The following is a 17309-nucleotide window of genomic DNA, read 5'->3' as shown; positions in this document are numbered from 1 at the left end:
GGCTTTAATTGAGTTAAGGTTTTTGTTAAAATAAAAGATGTGTAAATAAAGAAATAATAATGAGGAAATAATGATCAATTTAAGAAAAGCAGCCGTATTTACCGGTTTATGTTTCATCGCGCTTGCTGCTCATGCAGCACAAGCAGATACTGCTGAAGTACCTGTGGACAATCACCCAATGGGGTATTACGCTGAAGTACAAACCGAAGAAAATCCAATGACCGCTCCTATTGATGCTCAAGGAAACTTAGCGCCCGTCGATGAAGATGGGCAAACAGTAAAGGAGGAAATCCAAGAGGATACTGAGACTCCAAAAGTTTCCAGCAGGGTTCGTCGCGCTATTGCTGACGATGCGGAGACAGCCCAAGCCAGTTTAAGAAATGCCCCCTCTGACCTGGTATCCAATGATACAAGTCTACCACGAAAAGATGCTGTCGACATTGCTTCGTGGCAAGATTGGATGACACAAAGTGATTTCAATCAACTTAAAGCACAAGGTGTTAAGACAGTGATTGTTAAACTGACGGAGAGCACAACCTACATTAACCCAGCAGCTAAAGCCCAAATTCAAATGGCTAAAAATGCCGGACTAACTGTTGCTGTTTACCACTTTTCACATTTCTCAGAATCAGGAAAAACGGCTCAAGCGACTGTTAACAATACCGCACGAGCAGAAGCTAATTTCTTTGCAAATGTTGCTAAACAGTACGGTCTTTCAACAAGTACTGTCATGATTAACGATGCCGAATATGTTCCAAAAGATAGCGTGGGAACCATGCCTTACTGGGACTGGACGGTTGCCTCACAAAACTTTGCGGAACAACTTAAAAAGCAAGGCTTTGTAAGTACACGTCACTATGCTTCAAAAGCTTGGGCAGTGGATGGTGTTGGACAAATGGAACCAAGTAAGTTGGGGGCAAAAAACATGTGGATCGCTCAGTATCTGTATGGAAAACCAAGTGCTTCTAATCTTCAAAATACTCAGTTTGGTTCATGGCAGTATACAAGTCAAATATACTTTACAAACTTCAGCAGACGTAGCCCATTGGATGTAAGCATTGACTATGCAAATATTTTCAGTGGAGATTTACCAAGAATCTCAGTGAAGTTTGTTAATCTCCCCGTGAAAAATCCAAATCCTTCCCCATTTAAGGATATCTCTCAATCTATTTATAAAAACTATATCAACTGGAATTATAAGGTAGGAATCACCACTGGTTACACACCAACTACTTATAAACCCGATTATTATGTTACTCGTGGTGAGATGGCCGTATTTCTTCACCGTTTAGCTGGATCGCCAGCTTATACCCCGCCATTCAATGTTTACACTGACGTTAACCAATACAAAAATCAAATTCTTTGGTTAACTGCCGCAAACATTTCAAATGGTACTGCGCCACACTATAATCCTAACGGCAATGTAACACGAGGACAAATGGCTGCTTTCTTACATCGTACTGCAAAAGCCATGGGGAAAGCCCCTGCCTCAGGAACATACACTTCGCCATTTACAGATATCAGCAACAATATGTTCAAAAATGATATCAATTGGTTAAAAACAAAAGGAATCACCACTGGTTACACACCAACTACTTTCCGACCTGATGCTCCAGTTACACGTGGAGAGATGGCCGCATTCCTTAATCGTTTCTACAACACTTTTAAATAATAATAAAACTCTGCGTGAATCACGCAGAGTTTTTGTTGTAAAATATATCATCATTTTTAAAATATAAGTATAAGTGGAATAAAAAGGCAGCTCTTAATAAAGGTCCGCCTTCCATATCAATCATTATTTTTATTAAAGTTTCCAAACAAGAAGTACTCCAATAAAGATAATAAATAATATAATCAACATTATTGGAATAATGATACTTTTTATATTTATACTTAAATTACCTATATCAGAAGTAACAGATAAGGCATTAAACTCATTTGTACCGGCAATATAGCCAGGAATCTGTCCATTAAGCTTCATAGCTTGTTCTGTAGCAAAGCCGATTGAATCGGAATTTCTAGGTGACTGTAAGTTATTTTTATTATTATGTACTGTAAAATAATGAGGTTGATCTACTTTACTATATCCCTCTGGTGCTTTAACTTGCATAACAAAATATTGTTTGCCTTGTCCCAAACCTCTTATACCTAAAAGTGATTGATTTCTAGACTGGATTGCTTGAAAATCTCTATCCCAATTTTGTGAATTAACAGCCATTGGTATCGCTTGATTATCATCTAAGTTATAAATATTGCCACCACTCAGTAGAATATAATCATCAAGATTAAGATGCGAAAGGTTGCTTTGTTCAACTTCCTTCCAGCCTTTATCAGAGGAAATATAATATTTATCAGCTTCTTTTTTACCCAACACATATTGAGCACCACTGATAAGTTTATTTTTTTCACCATCAATCATAACGAAGTTTATACCTGCAGAACTCAGAGGAGCAGATATTATACTTGCCGCACCAACTCCTTCTCCTACTTGAACAGTAATTTGAAAACTTGAAGGTTGTTTAACATTTGAACCGTCTTGCATGTTAAAATTATGTAAATTCAACTGAGCAGTAAGTGGTAATGTATTAAACAAGAAGTTTACTTCTTCTGGTACATTTGGTGATACTGATAGTGTCCCTGTAATCGTAATATCTTCATCACTTCGAGGTAATGTATAGTAATTTTCGTTAGTATAAGTACTCTTCAACTTCTCAGAAGTCATAGAAAATACTTGTTGTTGGAGCAGCTCATAATTATCACTAGTCACAGTTAGCCCTTGATAATAAGCCTCTGGTATCACTGAAGGTAATAAAGATTTTTTTTGCAGTGGAACTGAGGAGCTATCAATAACTACGTTTGGTGGAGTTTGGATACTAAATACTTGCTCGCTTTCCTTAAGCAAATCTTTTGAGATTGTTATTTTATAGCCAATCTTTTGATTGTTCTCTAAAATGTAAGCTCCAGAGGCGTTCTGAGAATTTTCAGGTATCCCTGTAAACTCTAACGAGATACCGCTGCTAGTACCATCCAAATCAACAGATATATTTTGATTATTAGAAGCTAAGTCTACAAAACTAATAATCATAGCATTACTGATAACCGCAAGAAGTCCCCTTTCAGCTTGTGCAGAACCTTTTCCATTCTCATCAGTTATGAGGGATTTTATATCACTCATAGTTTTATGGGAGGAACCATTAAGAAATTGAAAAATATCAAAGTTAGACTGAAATAATATTTGTATTATTTTTTTTGCTTCTTCAGAAGAATGCGTTATTCCCTGTCCCACTCTTAATCCATCGCCTAAGTTAATAAAATTTTCCTTATTGGTCAAAGATGTATTCCAAATAACACTTTTTTCTAGTTCATTAGGAATATTCCCCTTCATTATATTTTCATAAGCTGTTTGAATATTTTCATATGCAATACTTGAAGATGCAGCTGGTTCTCCTTGCTGGGTGGCTGAGATATTGAAAGTTACCTCTCCATTATCTGCCTCTGTGGCATAAGTGCTCTTTCCTGAATAAACGCTGATTAGCATTACAAACAAAAGAGAAAATACTTTGATGTAATTTTTATTTTTATAAAATGTCATCTGTTTATCCTCTCATATCAATAAATAATCCATGCATGTTTGACAACGTATTGGTAACAATCAGTGTATTTGAAATAATAACAATAATTATCATAAGAACAACCACTATTCTCTTCGGCTTTATTTTTAATTTAAATGCCTCATTTCCCATAAAAAGAGAAAGAAGTAATAGTACAGGAGTAAAGTACCTCCCTTGTACACCATAAATTTGGCCTGATATCGCATTATTGTAAGAAATAAAAGCCATATATACAACTAAAATAGAAATGCCAAACACTCCCAATGCTCCAAATGAAATCACTTTTGATTTCACATACTTATCTTCAACTAATAGAATACATATTAATAAAGCGAACCAAACCCCTGCTATCCAAAAAGGTATACCATTTGTCATTCTGTTAGTCTGGGCTAAGAGTGTTTGGCTAACTTGACTCGATGTCGGAGTACTAAGAATACCAAATGATGCCCAAAGTCTTGAAACAACATAGCGCACACCTCCATTACTATGTGTCCAATAATAGAAAGCACCACTTCCAACTATAAAAGTCAGAAAAGAAACAACTGCTATCACTCTATATTTACTCTTCTGACGCACAGCATCATCTCCATAATAATTAGAGATTAAATAATTAACAAGGATAATGGCTGGCATGGCAAACAACAAAAGAAAATTTGTTTTAAACCACAAAACGCTGGTCACACCTAAAACTGCAAGTATGGGTAGCTCTTTCCTCAATACTAACTTAGATCTAAGTGACATATTTATCATATAAGCTATGAGAAATGCAACCCAAACAAAATTAATAGCATCATAAGACAAGCTAGCAAAAGAAATAATTGCTACCGGACTCAACATTACACAAGCAAAAAGAAGTTTACCTTTTTTTACCCATTTAATAATGAAAAACATCATCGTAGCACATACTATAAGATTAAATAAGCGAGCAACAACTGTCATTACTCCAAGAGAGGGATAAATATGATACCCTACCCAAACCCCCAATGCAGGAATAATGTGTCCCATATAATCATAGTTAAATTTACTACTAAGAGCATTTATTTTTCGAGGAACATCCTCTTGTGGAATAATTTGAACTTTTTGCAAATAGAATTGTTGAAAGTGAGTCCCGTTCTGATAAAATTGCTTTTGATTATCCATACCTGATCCCACAACATATTCACCATAATTGGAAAGGTTTACAGGAAGATCAACCATAGCACTCGAAGCTGCAAAATGATATTGTCCATCTTGCTCATGAAAAATAGGCATAGCTATCGAAAAAATAATACCAAACAACAATGCCAGCACGATATAAATTTTATGAACAGGCAAATTTTGTTTCGATAACTTCCTTAAATTTTTAGATACATATTCCATCTATACTTTTCATCCTATATCTATTTAGTGATTTACTTCAGTAATACTAATTTTAAATTTCTAATTTTTCTTTCTTAGACGAATGATACTCTTGATGTCAGCAATAATTGGAGCTTTTAGTAGCCACACAATTAGAGCATACATACTTGTTCCGAGCACCGTTTGAATAATATAGTTTATCACACTTACATTCATCAACTGGCCTAAATTAAATACAACAAAAAAGGTCGCTAAGCCCGCAAGAAGATACTTCCAAAAGCCATGCAGTATTTCCCTCAAAGAAAAAACATCGCGTATTGACCATAACTGATAGAGAACCACAGCTAATTCAGTTAACACGGTTGTTATTACTGCGCCCATCACTCCAAAAAGAGGAATCATAATAAAATTAAAAATAACGTTAACCACTAGGCCAATAGAAACAGATACCGTGTATTCTTTTGTTCGATTTGAAGCTAATAAATATTGATTACCAGCAACTACAGCTATCCCGACAAAGAGGATCATTATACTTTGAACAAACATCAAAGAGCCAACTTCTTCAAAATCTTTCCCAAAGAAAAATACCGCAAATGTTTGTGAAACCCCCATAATCCCTGCCATGATTAAAATAGATAATGTTGCACTTAAATTAAAGGACTTTAAAGTTAAACTTTTAATCTCAGAATGTCTTTTTTCCGAAAAAAGACTCGATAAGCGGGGCAAGAAAGCCGAAGCAAAGCTAGAAACTAAAGTAAAAGCTGTACGAATAATCATATCCGACTGGCTATAATAGCCAGCACTCACAACACCATCCATAATTCCTAGCATTGTTTTATTTAAGGACAGATAAATCATCATCGTTATTTGTGGTAAAAAGAGTAGTAGGGTAGGTTTTAAGTGCCTTAGGATATTAAGTTCTCTAAATTTTACAGGAACAAATTCTTTTTTTAAAAACGGCCAAACAGTAAGATTACCTAACAGGGGAGCTAACATGGTTAAGAGAATATATATCCATAAATCATCTGCTGTTTTAACTAGTACAAATGTTAAGATAAGGAGGAGTAAACGAGCAATCGTATTTCTTACAACTAGTATCCGAAAATTCTCTACACCCATGAAATACCAAGAAATATCTAATGCTGAACCTAATAATGCAAGACCTTGAAGCATGAAATAAATCTTCAAGTCTCCTTGATACATTGAAAAAATCAAATAAGGTATAGAAGCAATGAATATGGCTATAAACTTTAAAATAACCAATTCATAAAAGACCTTACTTTTTTCTTCAATATTTCTTTGATTATAGGCAATCTCTCGATTCCCATACAACTGAATACCTAACCCGCCCGCTAACACGAAATACATCACAATAGAGTAAGTATAAGCATTTATCCCTATCCCTGTGGCTCCAAGAACCCTAGAAACATAAGGAGTTGTAATCAGGGGGACAATTATGCTTAACATTTGATAGACTGTACTATACAGCATATTCTTAACAAATTTCATCTCTTTATTAGTTGAAAATGTTTATAAAAAACACTACAACGTACCATCCTATCTAATATTTATTTCTCAAAACCACTCTTATTAGGTAACTTATTTGTAAAAGCAGTATTCATTTTGTTTACAATATCATCAAAATCTTCTTCAGCTACAAAATCTCCGTCTTCTAGACAAAGTACTTTATATTTTGATTTAAATAATTTTTCAAAATCAACATCTTTTCCTAAATTAACTAGGCTCCCAAATTTAAAAGAATTCATTGGTTCGAATTGATTTGTTGCACGTGCATAATCTGCAATCGCCCAGTTAGAAATTCCTCTCACATCTTGTGAATTTCTAAATTTCCCCTTACTCACAAAATCAAAGTATTCTGGTAATGCCTCTCTAAATTCACGATATATCGTTTTTGTCAGTGGAAGAGTAAGATGGTCCGCTCTAAAACCTAGAAATTTTCCGTAAAATTTTAAAATTGGTAACAAATACAGATTTGATAATGCAGCAAATAGCCCATTCTTCAATGAAAACATCTTAGGATTTATCAACCATTTTGTATCAGCAACCTTATTTACAGCTAAAATATTATTGGCAAACAGCGCCAGAGTTGGCATAAAAGGAGCATGCATAATTTGTAATTTTGGAAGACCATTTTCAAAAAAATCAGTAGGTTGAGTTGGTGCATTCAAAAACATATCATCGTTAAAATTAACAAATTGCTCCGCAAGACCTGGAATTCTATCAAAATTCAACTCAATTGGATTTGTATTAAAAGTTGGGAGGTATTCTTCTGGTATAAAATCTCGGTGATTAACAATATTAATTTTGGGATTTTCTGTATTCAACCATTCTGGAATATGTCCCCAAGTCACAATATGAATCTTATTCACCCAAGGAGCGAATTTCTCAATAGAGCGTAAAAGAAAGTGAAAGTTGTCCATATTTCTATACCTGCTATCGCCATTTTCTTGTGTTACAACTCCTTGAATTTTTTCACGATAATAATTTCTCTCTTTTATCCATTCTGGATCTGCTCCATCTAAATAAGTAATCACAAAATCTATCTTATCAGCCATCTTCAACTCCTATTACTCTCTTAACTATTTTTCTAACTTAATCTTCTGCCATACTCTCTGTATATTAACTTTAAAAATTCAGAAAATCAATTATGAAACATATCTACTTATTTATTCATCATAAGGTGTTCTCTTACAATTTCACTTAAACTTCTATATTCTATTTAAACGAAAACATGACCTTTTCCGAACACATTTAACTATTGAAGAATTTCTTCCCAAATAGATATAATCTTTTCTACACTAAACATATCTGATCTTTCCTTCGAAAGTTTCCCATACTTGGTTTTTAAATCTGGTGAATTTTGAAATTGTTTCAACTTAACTACAAACTCTGCAACGTCTCCTTGCTTCACCAAAACTCCATACTCACCTTTATTCAAAACTTCAGCTGAACCTGAATTTTTCATGGCTATAACTGGTAAGCCAAAACTCATTGCCTCAGCAAAAACCAGTGGGAATCCTTCAAAGCGGCTTGTACTAATAAATATGGAACTATCTTGAAAATGTTTTTTTAAATCATTTCCACTTTTAGCACCATGCCATTGAATTTTTTTATTTAGCTTTCTCTTTTTTATTTCATAAGCAAAGCGTTTTTCTTCAAAAAACAGACCTTTCCCTGCAACTTGAATGCTCCAATTATCATCCAGTTCTTCAGCAATATCTAGCAAATAGTCCAAACCTTTAGTATGATAATCAATCCTTCCCACAAAACTAATTTTATTACTTTTTAAATTAGCTTTCTCTGTATGAGATTCAATTGTTAATGGATTATGCATTACCCTTACTTTTTCAAGGCCCATACCATTTAAAGTTAATCTATCTTCCTCAGTTAAGACACATATCAAATCAGAATACTTATAACTATTCACTAATCTACTATAACTTTTCCCATACAAAAAAGTTTTATACATTGTAACATTGAAATGTAACCACGAAATCAATTTAACATCTGGTAGTTGCTCTTTTAATTCTTGCGCTACTACAGCCCACTGCTCAACTAAAACCACCGTTTCTATATTATTTTCTTTAACATAGTCCACCAAATCCTTAACCATACTAGGATTTGGTATGACTGTCATATCAACAGGCTGCCTCAAAATATATTTTTGAATACCAGTTTTAATAAGTATGCTTCGAAATTGGCTGTGAGTCATGGCATTTTTTGCAAAAATAATTTCTGGTTCTACATGAAAATAGCTTTCAACTTTTCTCATAGAAAAAAAAGTAATATCGAATTTTTTTCTATTCAAATTATTAGCAATTACGCTTTGTACTCGCATAGAGCCACCCATGCGTAAATCTCCAACAGCAAAAGTTATTTTCTTCATTTCTAAATATTTCCTTTTTGATTATTCACATAAATTTTCATAAGAAGCTGAGTCATATTCTCACCCCAGTATCGACGAAACATATCATACTCTTCTTTTTCTCTATTTTTGTCAATAGTATTTGCACTTGTTTCTGAATCACTGTGAATACGATGAGCCATTAACCTTTCTGGCAAATATTTGATATAACCTGGTCGACGCATAATTCGCTCCCAAGCATCCCAATCTAAAGCCATTCGAAGTTCTTCATTGAACTTAAAATCACTCAGACGTTCCATATTATAGGAGACAGCAGGACAGCAAATAAAGTTGCCAAAAGAATAAACTCTACGTTGATATGACTTATTCTTAAATAGAGAAAGTAGACGTAGGCCAAAAGTTTTAATTTTTAAATTAATATTTCGTTTTCTGAGATTATCATTTTCATCAATCTCATAGTAATCAGAGAAAACAATATTTAAATCTTCTTGTTTTTGGAAAGCTTGAATAATCTTGGTTCCATACTCCGGCTCATAAGTATCATCTTGGTGAGCGATGGTCGCATATTTTGTCTGTACAAAAGATAAGGCACCATTCCAATCGGCACCAATACTTCCACCTGTTCCTACAAAATATTCAATACTATAATTTTCAGCCGTCTTAATCATTAAACTCGTGGGAGTTGAGGTGTAGAGAATAATTTTTGATTTTTGTTCTCTCACCGAAGACTGTGATAATAATGACTTAATACATTTCTCTAAGTATGGTGAATCTTGATATGCACAAATAACAAAAGTATGTGCAAATTGTGTGTTTGGCATAAAAAATAGGCCTAACCTTTCCTTTTATTGTTAAAAAAACAAATTTTCTGATGTATAAAAATATTCGTAATTTAAGTACTTAATCACGTCTCTTTCAATCACAAAAACCCAAAATTAAACTTACATATATTTTTATCGTAAAATTAGAACCGTTTAATACTTCGAAATACCTAAGTAATGAATCTGCCAACTATCATTAAAACTAAAAATTATAGAATCGGAATGCTCAATATACAGGTAATATACTATCTACCTAAATAAGAAAAAACTTCAAATAGTATAATATATATGAACATTTCTTAAACTTCTTCATCTTTCTACTTTTTTCTTGATTTATTAAATAATTATAGTTCCAAAAAGATAATAGATATTATTAATATCTATTAAGAATTTGAGCAAAAAAGAAACAAAAAGATTTTAAACTACTAGGGTGTCTCCGATTTAAAATCACTTTTTAATTATGAAATTCATAATCTAAGTACTTCTTCATGCCACTTTCGAGATTATATTTTGGACTGTATCCTATTTTTTTTAACTTTTGAATACTACTAATCGAAAGCTTGATATCACCTTCTCTGGGCTCTACATACTCCACATCTAATTTTTTGTTTAAATTTCTTTGAGCCAAGAGAATTAAATCATTCAGAGTAGTTTTTGTCCCAGTTCCAACATTATAAACTTCCCCTAAAGACTTATCTGATGTCGCAATCAGAATCAGCGCTTGAAGAACATCATCAATATAAACAAAGTCGCGCGCCTGCTCACCGTCACCAAAAATTGTCAAGGGAGCTCTTCTTTTTAAACGATCAACTAAAATCGAAATAAAGCCCGAATAAGGGGAACTAGGATTTTGGTTTGGGCCATAAACATTAAAAAATCGTGTCGCACTGACTGGAATTTTATATAAATTATTATAAACCATCGCCATTTTCTCTGAAGCAAACTTATCCACTGCATAAGGTGTTAAAGGGCGAATCACACTTTCTTCTTGTTTAGGTAGAGTTGGTTCATCCCCATAGACCGCAGCACTTGAAGAAAAAATTAGACGTTTCAATGACTTTTTATTTCTTCGAAGTATTTCTAAAATCGTCATCGTACTATCAAAGTTAACTTGATGAGTTTCATAGGGACGAGCGACAGAATCTGCTACAGATGCTACTGCTGCTAAATGGAAAATATAATCAAAATCATTTTCCCCAAGAATGTTTTCAAGCAAAGATTTATCCGTTACAGATCCCTCGATTTTTGTTAAATTAATCGAATTATCTAGGTTAGAGAAACTTCCCATCGAGAGATCATCAATGACCATAACTTTGTTATTGGGAATAAGCTTATTTGCTAGAGAGGAACCAATAAAACCTGCTCCTCCCGTTATTAAGATATTATTGTTTTGAATCATTCTTATTTTCTACTTCTTCCACTTTCTTCTTCAGTAACGACGTTTCTTGAACTAAATTTTTAATCTGCTTTTCCGCGGAGATAAGTGACATTTGATACTTCAAAGATATAAAAAGCAACAAACTCACTAATATAAATAAAGCCAAAGATGTTAAAGTCTGTATCCCCATAAAATGGGCAATGCTACTTCCTAATTCAGGGAAAAGCGCACCAAATAAAATAATTATTGCAAGTATGAACCATTTGAGCATATGGCGTATCTCAGCTTTATCTTTTTTTATAAGTTGAATAACATAAATAAAAAAGATAATTGAGAAAATAATTGCTAAGACGCGTAATTGAATGGGCATTAATTTTTCTCCTTCCCAATCATCGATGATACAAGGACAGCGAGCGAAACGCTAATCATATAGTTCACACCTTTTAAAAGATTTATACTGGATGTTCCTGTGGTACGTTCAAACATTCTCACGCCAACTTCTTTCACCCGAATATTTTTCGCAAAAAGATGCATATAACTTTCTGGCTCGGGATATTGACGTGGATATCTCTTCACAAATTGTTCGATAACTTTACGATTACCTGCACGGTAGCCACTAGTAACATCCATTATACGAATATTTGAAGTCAAACGAATCAAAGCTGAAAGAACTTTAATCCCAATTTGCCGTGTTCTTGAAGATTTGAATTCTGAATTACTATCATCAAGGAACCTAGAACCAACAGTAAAATCTGCTTCGTTATTTATAATTGGATCGACAAGTTGAGGAAGCGATTCAATATCATGTTGCCCATCTCCATCAAACTGCACTGCAATGTCATAACCATTTTCATCTGCATACATATAGCCTGTTTGCACAGCACCACCAATACCTAGATTTTGAATAAGCTCAACATGATTAATATTGTTCTCTCTTAAAACCTCTTCTTCATTATCTGTAGAGCCATCATTAATGACCACATAATCTAAATTATAAGGAGAGCTTGCTCTATACTGCTCTACTTTTCGTATGTTCTCTGCAATGCCTTCTCCCTCGTTATACGCAGGAATGATTAGAAGAATTTTTGCTTCATTAATCAACTTTATTCAAGTCCTCTCTTACCCTCGGGTTTGTTGGTTTTTACTTTTAACATCACTTTAATCAAGCTCTTCCATCTGATTCCAGAATCTCTTTTCAAAAAACCTTTTAGAACCATTTTAACATATTTTTTATTAAGTTGACAGAACAACTCCGGCTTATAGGCTTTATAGAACCTGTATTCACTGCTAAAAATGCTATAAAATCTCTCCTCTGACAAACTCGACAAGTCTTGCACTGAGAGTTGATGATTTAATTGACAGTTTAAGACTTCCACCTTTTTTTGGTTAAAGATAATCTGAGAAAACAGCCAGTGATCTAAATAATCGAGGGGAAACTCTTTAGAAAAGCCCCCTATATCTTCGATAAAAGCTTTTCTCAGCGTTAAAGTACTAGAAATGCCTGATATATCTTGTTTGTAGACTCCTGCTTCCTTTGGAAATAAGAGCATATCCAACGTTTCACTTGCCGTTGGGGAAATCTGTGTTACACCATCGTATATTTTTGCACAGTAGGCAACAATCTCTGTGTCTCTGATCTTACTTCCTAATTCAGCAAGCAAAAGACTCAGATAGTCTTCTGTAAGGGAGGTATCATCATCGAGTAGCATCAGCCATTCATCATTAGAGTGAGTGAGAGAAGTCTCGTATGCTATGCGTGTCCCACGCTCCACATTGTCCTTATTATAGATATAGGTGAGTGAATGAAAACCAGAAGGTAGAGCGACATCGGAATAGTCCGTACTTCCATTATCAAAAACAATGATATTAAGCTTGTTTTTGATAATGTCACTCATCCTAAGGAGTGACTCGAAAGATTCAGTTTCTGTGAATTTTTGTGCATAAGCTACTAAAGAAATAGTTATATTCATCGTTATCATTTCTTAATTTTCAAAAGAACCTTTTTAACGATTCTTTTTATTTTCGAGCTCGGTGGATTTGAACGTTCCGTATTCAAAGTGACCAAATTTTCTATATGTCGTAGAGTTTTTTTGCTATTACCTTGTACCATCTCTCCACTTTCAATAAACTCTTTGTAAACAAATTCTAAAGAATATTTTTCCCGAACTTCCGGAATTTTATTGATACTGTGTTCCTTTTTTGCCTCAAAATCCGTTAAACTTCTTGATAATATTTCAGATAATTCTTCAATATTTCCGAGATGATATTTTTCACCTTCTTGGAAGATGTTATATGCAGATTCATAGCCTGGATTATCCGAGATTATTACGGGCAAGCCTTTGAGTAAAGCCTCGATATAGACCAAACCAAAGGTTTCTAGAGCTGAGGAGCTCACAAAGATATCTTTGTCTGTGAGTACTTCCCAAGGCTGTTCAAGGTGGCCAGTTAACTTCACATTCTTCAGGTTATGCTTCTTGATGTAACTCAAGCACTTAGTTTTATAATCCTCATCTTGAGCGCCAACCAAAAGAAGCTCCACATCTGTCTTTCCAGACTTATGATAAGCTTGTAAAAGCTCCATTTGGTTTTTGCGCTCTGTCAAGCGACCGACAGAGACAAAACGGATTTTTTCTCCTTTTTTCAAAGGTGAGATATCCACTTCGCTGTAAGGAATAAAATTTTTGATTTCTTTGTTCTGAAATAGAGTATTCAGATTCTGGTTCAGAAGACCAGTTACACTATAAATTTCATCTGAATACTCTTCAATAAAATCTATCTTATCTCTGTAATAGGCAAATTCATTTTCGGGAAATTCGTGAATTAACCAGAAATGTGGTATTGATTCACAGGCTGCGGCAACAGCCCCTTGAAACATATTGACTGTATTGGTAACCACGAGATCAATATTATTTTCTTGAATGAGTTTTCTAATTTGGGCGATATTTTCCCGATAATAGAAAGCACGAACCTTCTCATCTTCCGGAAGGCCACCTGGAGCATCCTCCCACCACCATTTTCCTGCGGGAAGAAAATATGTCTCGATACCCGAGCTATCAAATTTATGTTTATAGGCTGTCTTATCTACTCCTGGATAATCTGGCACAACATTAATCACTGTGTTCCCGCGTTGTACAAGCATCATCATCAGATAAAAAATTGAAATTTCAGCTCCATTGTCAAGAGTCCCTGTCGGAGAGACAAATAAAAATTTTTTCATTATTGTTTCCTTATCCTTTAAAGTGTGATACTTGTTGTTCGCCAATAAGCAAAGACACACTGTCAAAAAAGACAAATTAGAAAAGTATGATTCTTCCCTAAAGTCATATCTACAAATTTTTTAGATACTTATGCTCTTTGTAAATTCATCCGTGTGCTCTTTAATTGTACAATTCTCCAAAACAAAATGATAGGCATTTTCTGCAATCATTTGTCGTTTGCTTGGATTTTCAATAAGTGTTTCCAGTTTTTCATACCATTCGTCGGGTTGGGCCAAGATTCCTGTTTCATCATTTTTTACCATTTCTTCAAATGATCCCAAATAACTAGCTACAGTAGGTACTTTCACAAGCGCTGCTTCGAGCCATTTAATCTCTGATTTTGCACGATTGAAAACACTATCAACCAAAGGTGCTAAGTTGATATCCATTTGGCTAATTAATCTAGGGAGCTCTTTCCAATCCACATAGTCATTCATTATGATTTGCTCTGTGTATTTTTTCAAGTCCTGTGGAAGGTCAATATAGCCGACCAAATGCAGTTCTACATGTGGGTATTTTTCTAGAATTTGCATGATTGCAGGTTTAATCATCTCAAAATTTTCATTGTGTGTGATTGAGCCAGAAAAATATCCTATCTTAATTTTCGAAGAAACTTGTGTATAATCCTTGAGCGTTTCTTGACTTAATCTTACCAATTCTTCACTAGCAAGATTTCTGTTAATTATCACCTCAGAACTATAATTTTCAAGCTCTTCTTTTAAGGTTTGTGTGGTTGTAACGACAATGTCGCATAAGGCCATCATTTTCCCATAAGATTTTACACTACTGTCATAATTATACTTATCGACCTCTGAAAGTCCTTGCGTATAAGCCAATAAATCAGTATATTTGGTATCAATAACAAGATCATCAATGTCATAATAGACTGGCTTATTGTGTTTTTTTGCAAGATGACAGAGTTGTTCGAGTACTTCCGAGTAACCGGTACGATAGATGACAATATGGCTCGCATTCTCTGCATCACTCATTTTAAAAGCCGAAGCATTGACTGTCAACACATCATAGCCAAGCTCCCTTAACTGTGCCGCTTTATTTTCAACCCGATAGCGTGTACATTGCGGGATAGCATTTTCCACACCATCAATAATTAAAATATGCTCCTTAGGCGCACTAGTTTTGATATCCTCCATCATCTTATCAATAACATGGGCAGGGTAAGTTGTATTGGTTTTAATGTATTCAATCAATTCTGGAACTTGTGTTTTTCTGGAAATGCCTTGCCATAAAAACTTATCATCACTATAATTTGAAAATGCTGTATATTTTACAAGAGGAACATCAAAATCTTTTAACATCGTCAATGGATGAATATACATTGCACTGTCACTATTATTGTTGCTCACTGCACCGTGTTTAAACCCTAAATATTCAAAATGCTTTGTGAATACTGTTTCATGTTTACCAATAGCTTTATCTCTAGAATCCGTGTCATTCATATTTTCCCAGTACTTTATAAAGCCAGAGTAAGTGAACATACTTTTCTCAATGACGAGGAAATAAGACTGAAGATGAATCGGAATGGTTTTATATTTATTATAACCGGTAATATCTGGTTGAGGTTCACCATATGACATTCCCCAAAAATCCAGTTTTTGTGAAGCCATTTTTTCAAAGATTTTTTCTAAATCAATAAAAGGACCCACATTGGTATCATTGACGAGTAACAGCTCATCAAAATGTGAAAGTGATTCATTTGCGAAAGCAAGAATACCATGTCTAAACGCTGCTGTGTCGTAGCCTTTGTTGGGACGAATGTCTACGCGACCATAAGTTTCCAAAATCGTCTTATCTTCTGGAATGAGAGAACCATTGACCACAATAATAATCTCGTGGGACAGTTTAGCAAGTGCTTCCAAGAAGATGATTTTGTATTCTTGAAGTTTTTTACCATCTGCATACACTACGTAAACAAGTGCACGTTTCGGATTGTGGTAGTTGTTTTTCGCACGCGCTTTATTGCGTAAAGGACGAAGCAGAGCTTTCCTCATTTCGAGAAGCGGATGAAAATTTAAAGATAATTTGCGGTAAATTTTTCGAGGAGCTTTTAATAATAGCTTAGGTCTTTTTAAGACAAAGAGCGTACGCTTCGTATTGTGTATAATAAGATTCCCTAATTTATAGCTTCTTGACTGGATAAGATTTTGGAGTTGTTCCTCTTTAACTTGAAGTTGTTGCTCATTATAATGCAATACTTTCTCTAAATCACGTATTAAAAGAAGACGCTCTTCTGCCAATCTATTCATCTCTCTAAAATTATGAGAAGTTGAGATGAGACTTTGCTTAATCGCCTGTTCATACTTGTCTCCTAGTAGTGGCTTATACTTCTTCAAAATATAAAGATAATCTTCGAAATAGCGATTGAGATCATCTCTTTGACTTCGAGAAGCATCTAAAACTCTGTAGTTTAACTTCGTTTCTCTTACAAAAAAAGCTTTCGCTCCGTTCTTAAGAATTAAATTAAGCCAAAAATCATAATCTTCTAAGCTTTTTAAATTTTCATCAAATTTTGCGCTTTTTATAGCTGTTGTTTTAACCAAAGAAGACATATCGATAACATTTTGTACCAGCTCATCTTCTAAAATAAAGTCGAGATTGTCGTGTAAAATATTACGCTTCTTTTCAAAATCCCAAAGCTGGCAGTAAGCAATATCAGCATCGCCATGTTTTTTGGCTTCTTTGAGCAGGATCTCAACATAATCCTTGCTCAAAAAATTATCACTATCCACAAACAACAAGTACTCACCTGTTATTTGTTCTAGGGCCGCATTTCTAACTTTTACTACACCTTGATTCGCGCCTGAAAAGTATTTTGTTTCTTTAAAAGGAGATTCTAGAAGTAACGAAGAGATAATCTCTCCCGAACGATCTGTAGAACCATCGTTAAAGACAATAAGCTCAATATTTTGATACGTTTGTTCAAAGATACTTTTGATACATTTTGCAATATATTTTTCATGATTGTAGCAAGTGACTACAACAGAAACCTTATCATTCATG

13 protein-coding genes are annotated in these 17309 nt (G+C 34.3%); 1 reads left to right on the top strand and 12 read right to left on the bottom strand.

What is annotated here, in order from left to right; genetic code table 11:
* Positions 1-70: 70 nt before the first annotated feature.
* The gene (locus J0J36_RS00625) at positions 71-1672 is read left to right on the top strand and encodes a GH25 family lysozyme (RefSeq protein WP_153924348.1); all 1602 of its coding nucleotides are present in this window, start codon (positions 71-73) and stop codon (positions 1670-1672) included.
* Between the two features lie 132 nt (positions 1673-1804).
* Here J0J36_RS00625 and J0J36_RS00620 read toward each other — a convergent pair whose 3' ends face one another.
* The 12 genes from J0J36_RS00620 to J0J36_RS00565 all read right to left on the bottom strand — a co-directional run bounded on the left by J0J36_RS00620 (position 1805) and on the right by J0J36_RS00565 (position 17308).
* Positions 1805-3592, bottom strand: a complete 1788-nt coding sequence (locus J0J36_RS00620; RefSeq protein WP_019291791.1) for a hypothetical protein — start codon at positions 3590-3592, stop codon at positions 1805-1807.
* Positions 3593-3596: 4 nt separating this feature from the next.
* A complete protein-coding gene (locus J0J36_RS00615) occupies positions 3597-4970 on the bottom strand; it encodes a DUF2142 domain-containing protein (RefSeq protein WP_019291790.1) in 1374 nt (457 codons plus the stop codon).
* Between the two features lie 60 nt (positions 4971-5030).
* Positions 5031-6458 carry a flippase gene (locus J0J36_RS00610; protein WP_019291789.1) on the bottom strand — a complete coding sequence of 476 codons (1428 nt, stop codon included), beginning with the start codon at positions 6456-6458 and terminating at the stop codon, positions 5031-5033.
* 59 nt (positions 6459-6517) lie between these two features.
* The gene (locus J0J36_RS00605; protein ID WP_019291788.1) at positions 6518-7525 is read right to left on the bottom strand and encodes a stealth family protein; all 1008 of its coding nucleotides are present in this window, start codon (positions 7523-7525) and stop codon (positions 6518-6520) included.
* Between the two features lie 200 nt (positions 7526-7725).
* Positions 7726-8856: a glycosyltransferase gene (locus J0J36_RS00600; RefSeq protein ID WP_153924346.1), complete on the bottom strand. Its 1131-nt coding sequence runs from the start codon at positions 8854-8856 to the stop codon at positions 7726-7728.
* 2 nt (positions 8857-8858) lie between these two features.
* Positions 8859-9656, bottom strand: coding sequence for a glycosyltransferase (locus J0J36_RS00595; protein WP_019291786.1), 798 nt, complete (start codon positions 9654-9656; stop codon positions 8859-8861).
* Positions 9657-10110: 454 nt separating this feature from the next.
* Positions 10111-11055 carry an NAD-dependent epimerase/dehydratase family protein gene (locus J0J36_RS00590; protein WP_019291785.1) on the bottom strand — a complete coding sequence of 315 codons (945 nt, stop codon included), beginning with the start codon at positions 11053-11055 and terminating at the stop codon, positions 10111-10113.
* Positions 11039-11404 (bottom strand): DUF2304 domain-containing protein, encoded by a 366-nt coding sequence (locus J0J36_RS00585; protein WP_019291784.1) that lies wholly within the window; start codon positions 11402-11404, stop codon positions 11039-11041. The genes J0J36_RS00590 and J0J36_RS00585 overlap by 17 nt, the downstream gene beginning before the upstream one ends.
* Positions 11404-12135 (bottom strand): glycosyltransferase family 2 protein, encoded by a 732-nt coding sequence (locus J0J36_RS00580; RefSeq protein ID WP_019291783.1) that lies wholly within the window; start codon positions 12133-12135, stop codon positions 11404-11406. The genes J0J36_RS00585 and J0J36_RS00580 overlap by 1 nt, the downstream gene beginning before the upstream one ends.
* Positions 12136-12137: 2 nt before the next feature.
* Positions 12138-13004, bottom strand: coding sequence for a glycosyltransferase (locus J0J36_RS00575; RefSeq protein ID WP_019291782.1), 867 nt, complete (start codon positions 13002-13004; stop codon positions 12138-12140).
* A 5-nt stretch (positions 13005-13009) separates the two neighbouring features.
* Complete coding sequence (locus J0J36_RS00570) at positions 13010-14251, bottom strand: glycosyltransferase family 4 protein (protein ID WP_153924344.1); 1242 nt, start codon at positions 14249-14251, stop codon at positions 13010-13012.
* Positions 14252-14371: 120 nt separating this feature from the next.
* Positions 14372-17308, bottom strand: coding sequence for a rhamnan synthesis F family protein (locus tag J0J36_RS00565; protein ID WP_019291780.1), 2937 nt, complete (start codon positions 17306-17308; stop codon positions 14372-14374).
* Between the last annotated feature and the right edge of the window lies 1 nt (position 17309).

The sequence above is a fragment of the Lactococcus sp. LG1074 genome (assembly GCF_017309525.1).
Classification (GTDB): domain Bacteria; phylum Bacillota; class Bacilli; order Lactobacillales; family Streptococcaceae; genus Lactococcus; species Lactococcus petauri.
Note: the sequence above shows the minus strand (reverse complement) of the source record. Positions and strands in the feature narration are given on the sequence as shown.

Bases quoted from the DNA above. Each gene is read 5' to 3' on its own strand.
- J0J36_RS00615 (WP_019291790.1), bottom strand. From the start codon at position 4,970: ATGGAATATGTATCTAAAAATTTAAGGAAGTTATCGAAACAAAATTTG.
- J0J36_RS00600 (WP_153924346.1), bottom strand. From the start codon at position 8,856: ATGAAGAAAATAACTTTTGCTGTTGGAGATTTACGCATGGGTGGCTCT.
- J0J36_RS00620 (WP_019291791.1), bottom strand. From the start codon at position 3,592: ATGACATTTTATAAAAATAAAAATTACATCAAAGTATTTTCTCTTTTG.
- J0J36_RS00590 (WP_019291785.1), bottom strand. From the start codon at position 11,055: ATGATTCAAAACAATAATATCTTAATAACGGGAGGAGCAGGTTTTATT.
- J0J36_RS00570 (WP_153924344.1), bottom strand. From the start codon at position 14,251: ATGAAAAAATTTTTATTTGTCTCTCCGACAGGGACTCTTGACAATGGA.
- J0J36_RS00605 (WP_019291788.1), bottom strand. From the start codon at position 7,525: ATGGCTGATAAGATAGATTTTGTGATTACTTATTTAGATGGAGCAGAT.
- J0J36_RS00575 (WP_019291782.1), bottom strand. From the start codon at position 13,004: ATGAATATAACTATTTCTTTAGTAGCTTATGCACAAAAATTCACAGAA.
- J0J36_RS00565 (WP_019291780.1), bottom strand. From the start codon at position 17,308: ATGAATGATAAGGTTTCTGTTGTAGTCACTTGCTACAATCATGAAAAA.
- J0J36_RS00585 (WP_019291784.1), bottom strand. From the start codon at position 11,404: ATGCCCATTCAATTACGCGTCTTAGCAATTATTTTCTCAATTATCTTT.
- J0J36_RS00595 (WP_019291786.1), bottom strand. From the start codon at position 9,656: ATGCCAAACACACAATTTGCACATACTTTTGTTATTTGTGCATATCAA.
- J0J36_RS00610 (WP_019291789.1), bottom strand. From the start codon at position 6,458: ATGAAATTTGTTAAGAATATGCTGTATAGTACAGTCTATCAAATGTTA.
- J0J36_RS00625 (WP_153924348.1), top strand. From the start codon at position 71: ATGATCAATTTAAGAAAAGCAGCCGTATTTACCGGTTTATGTTTCATC.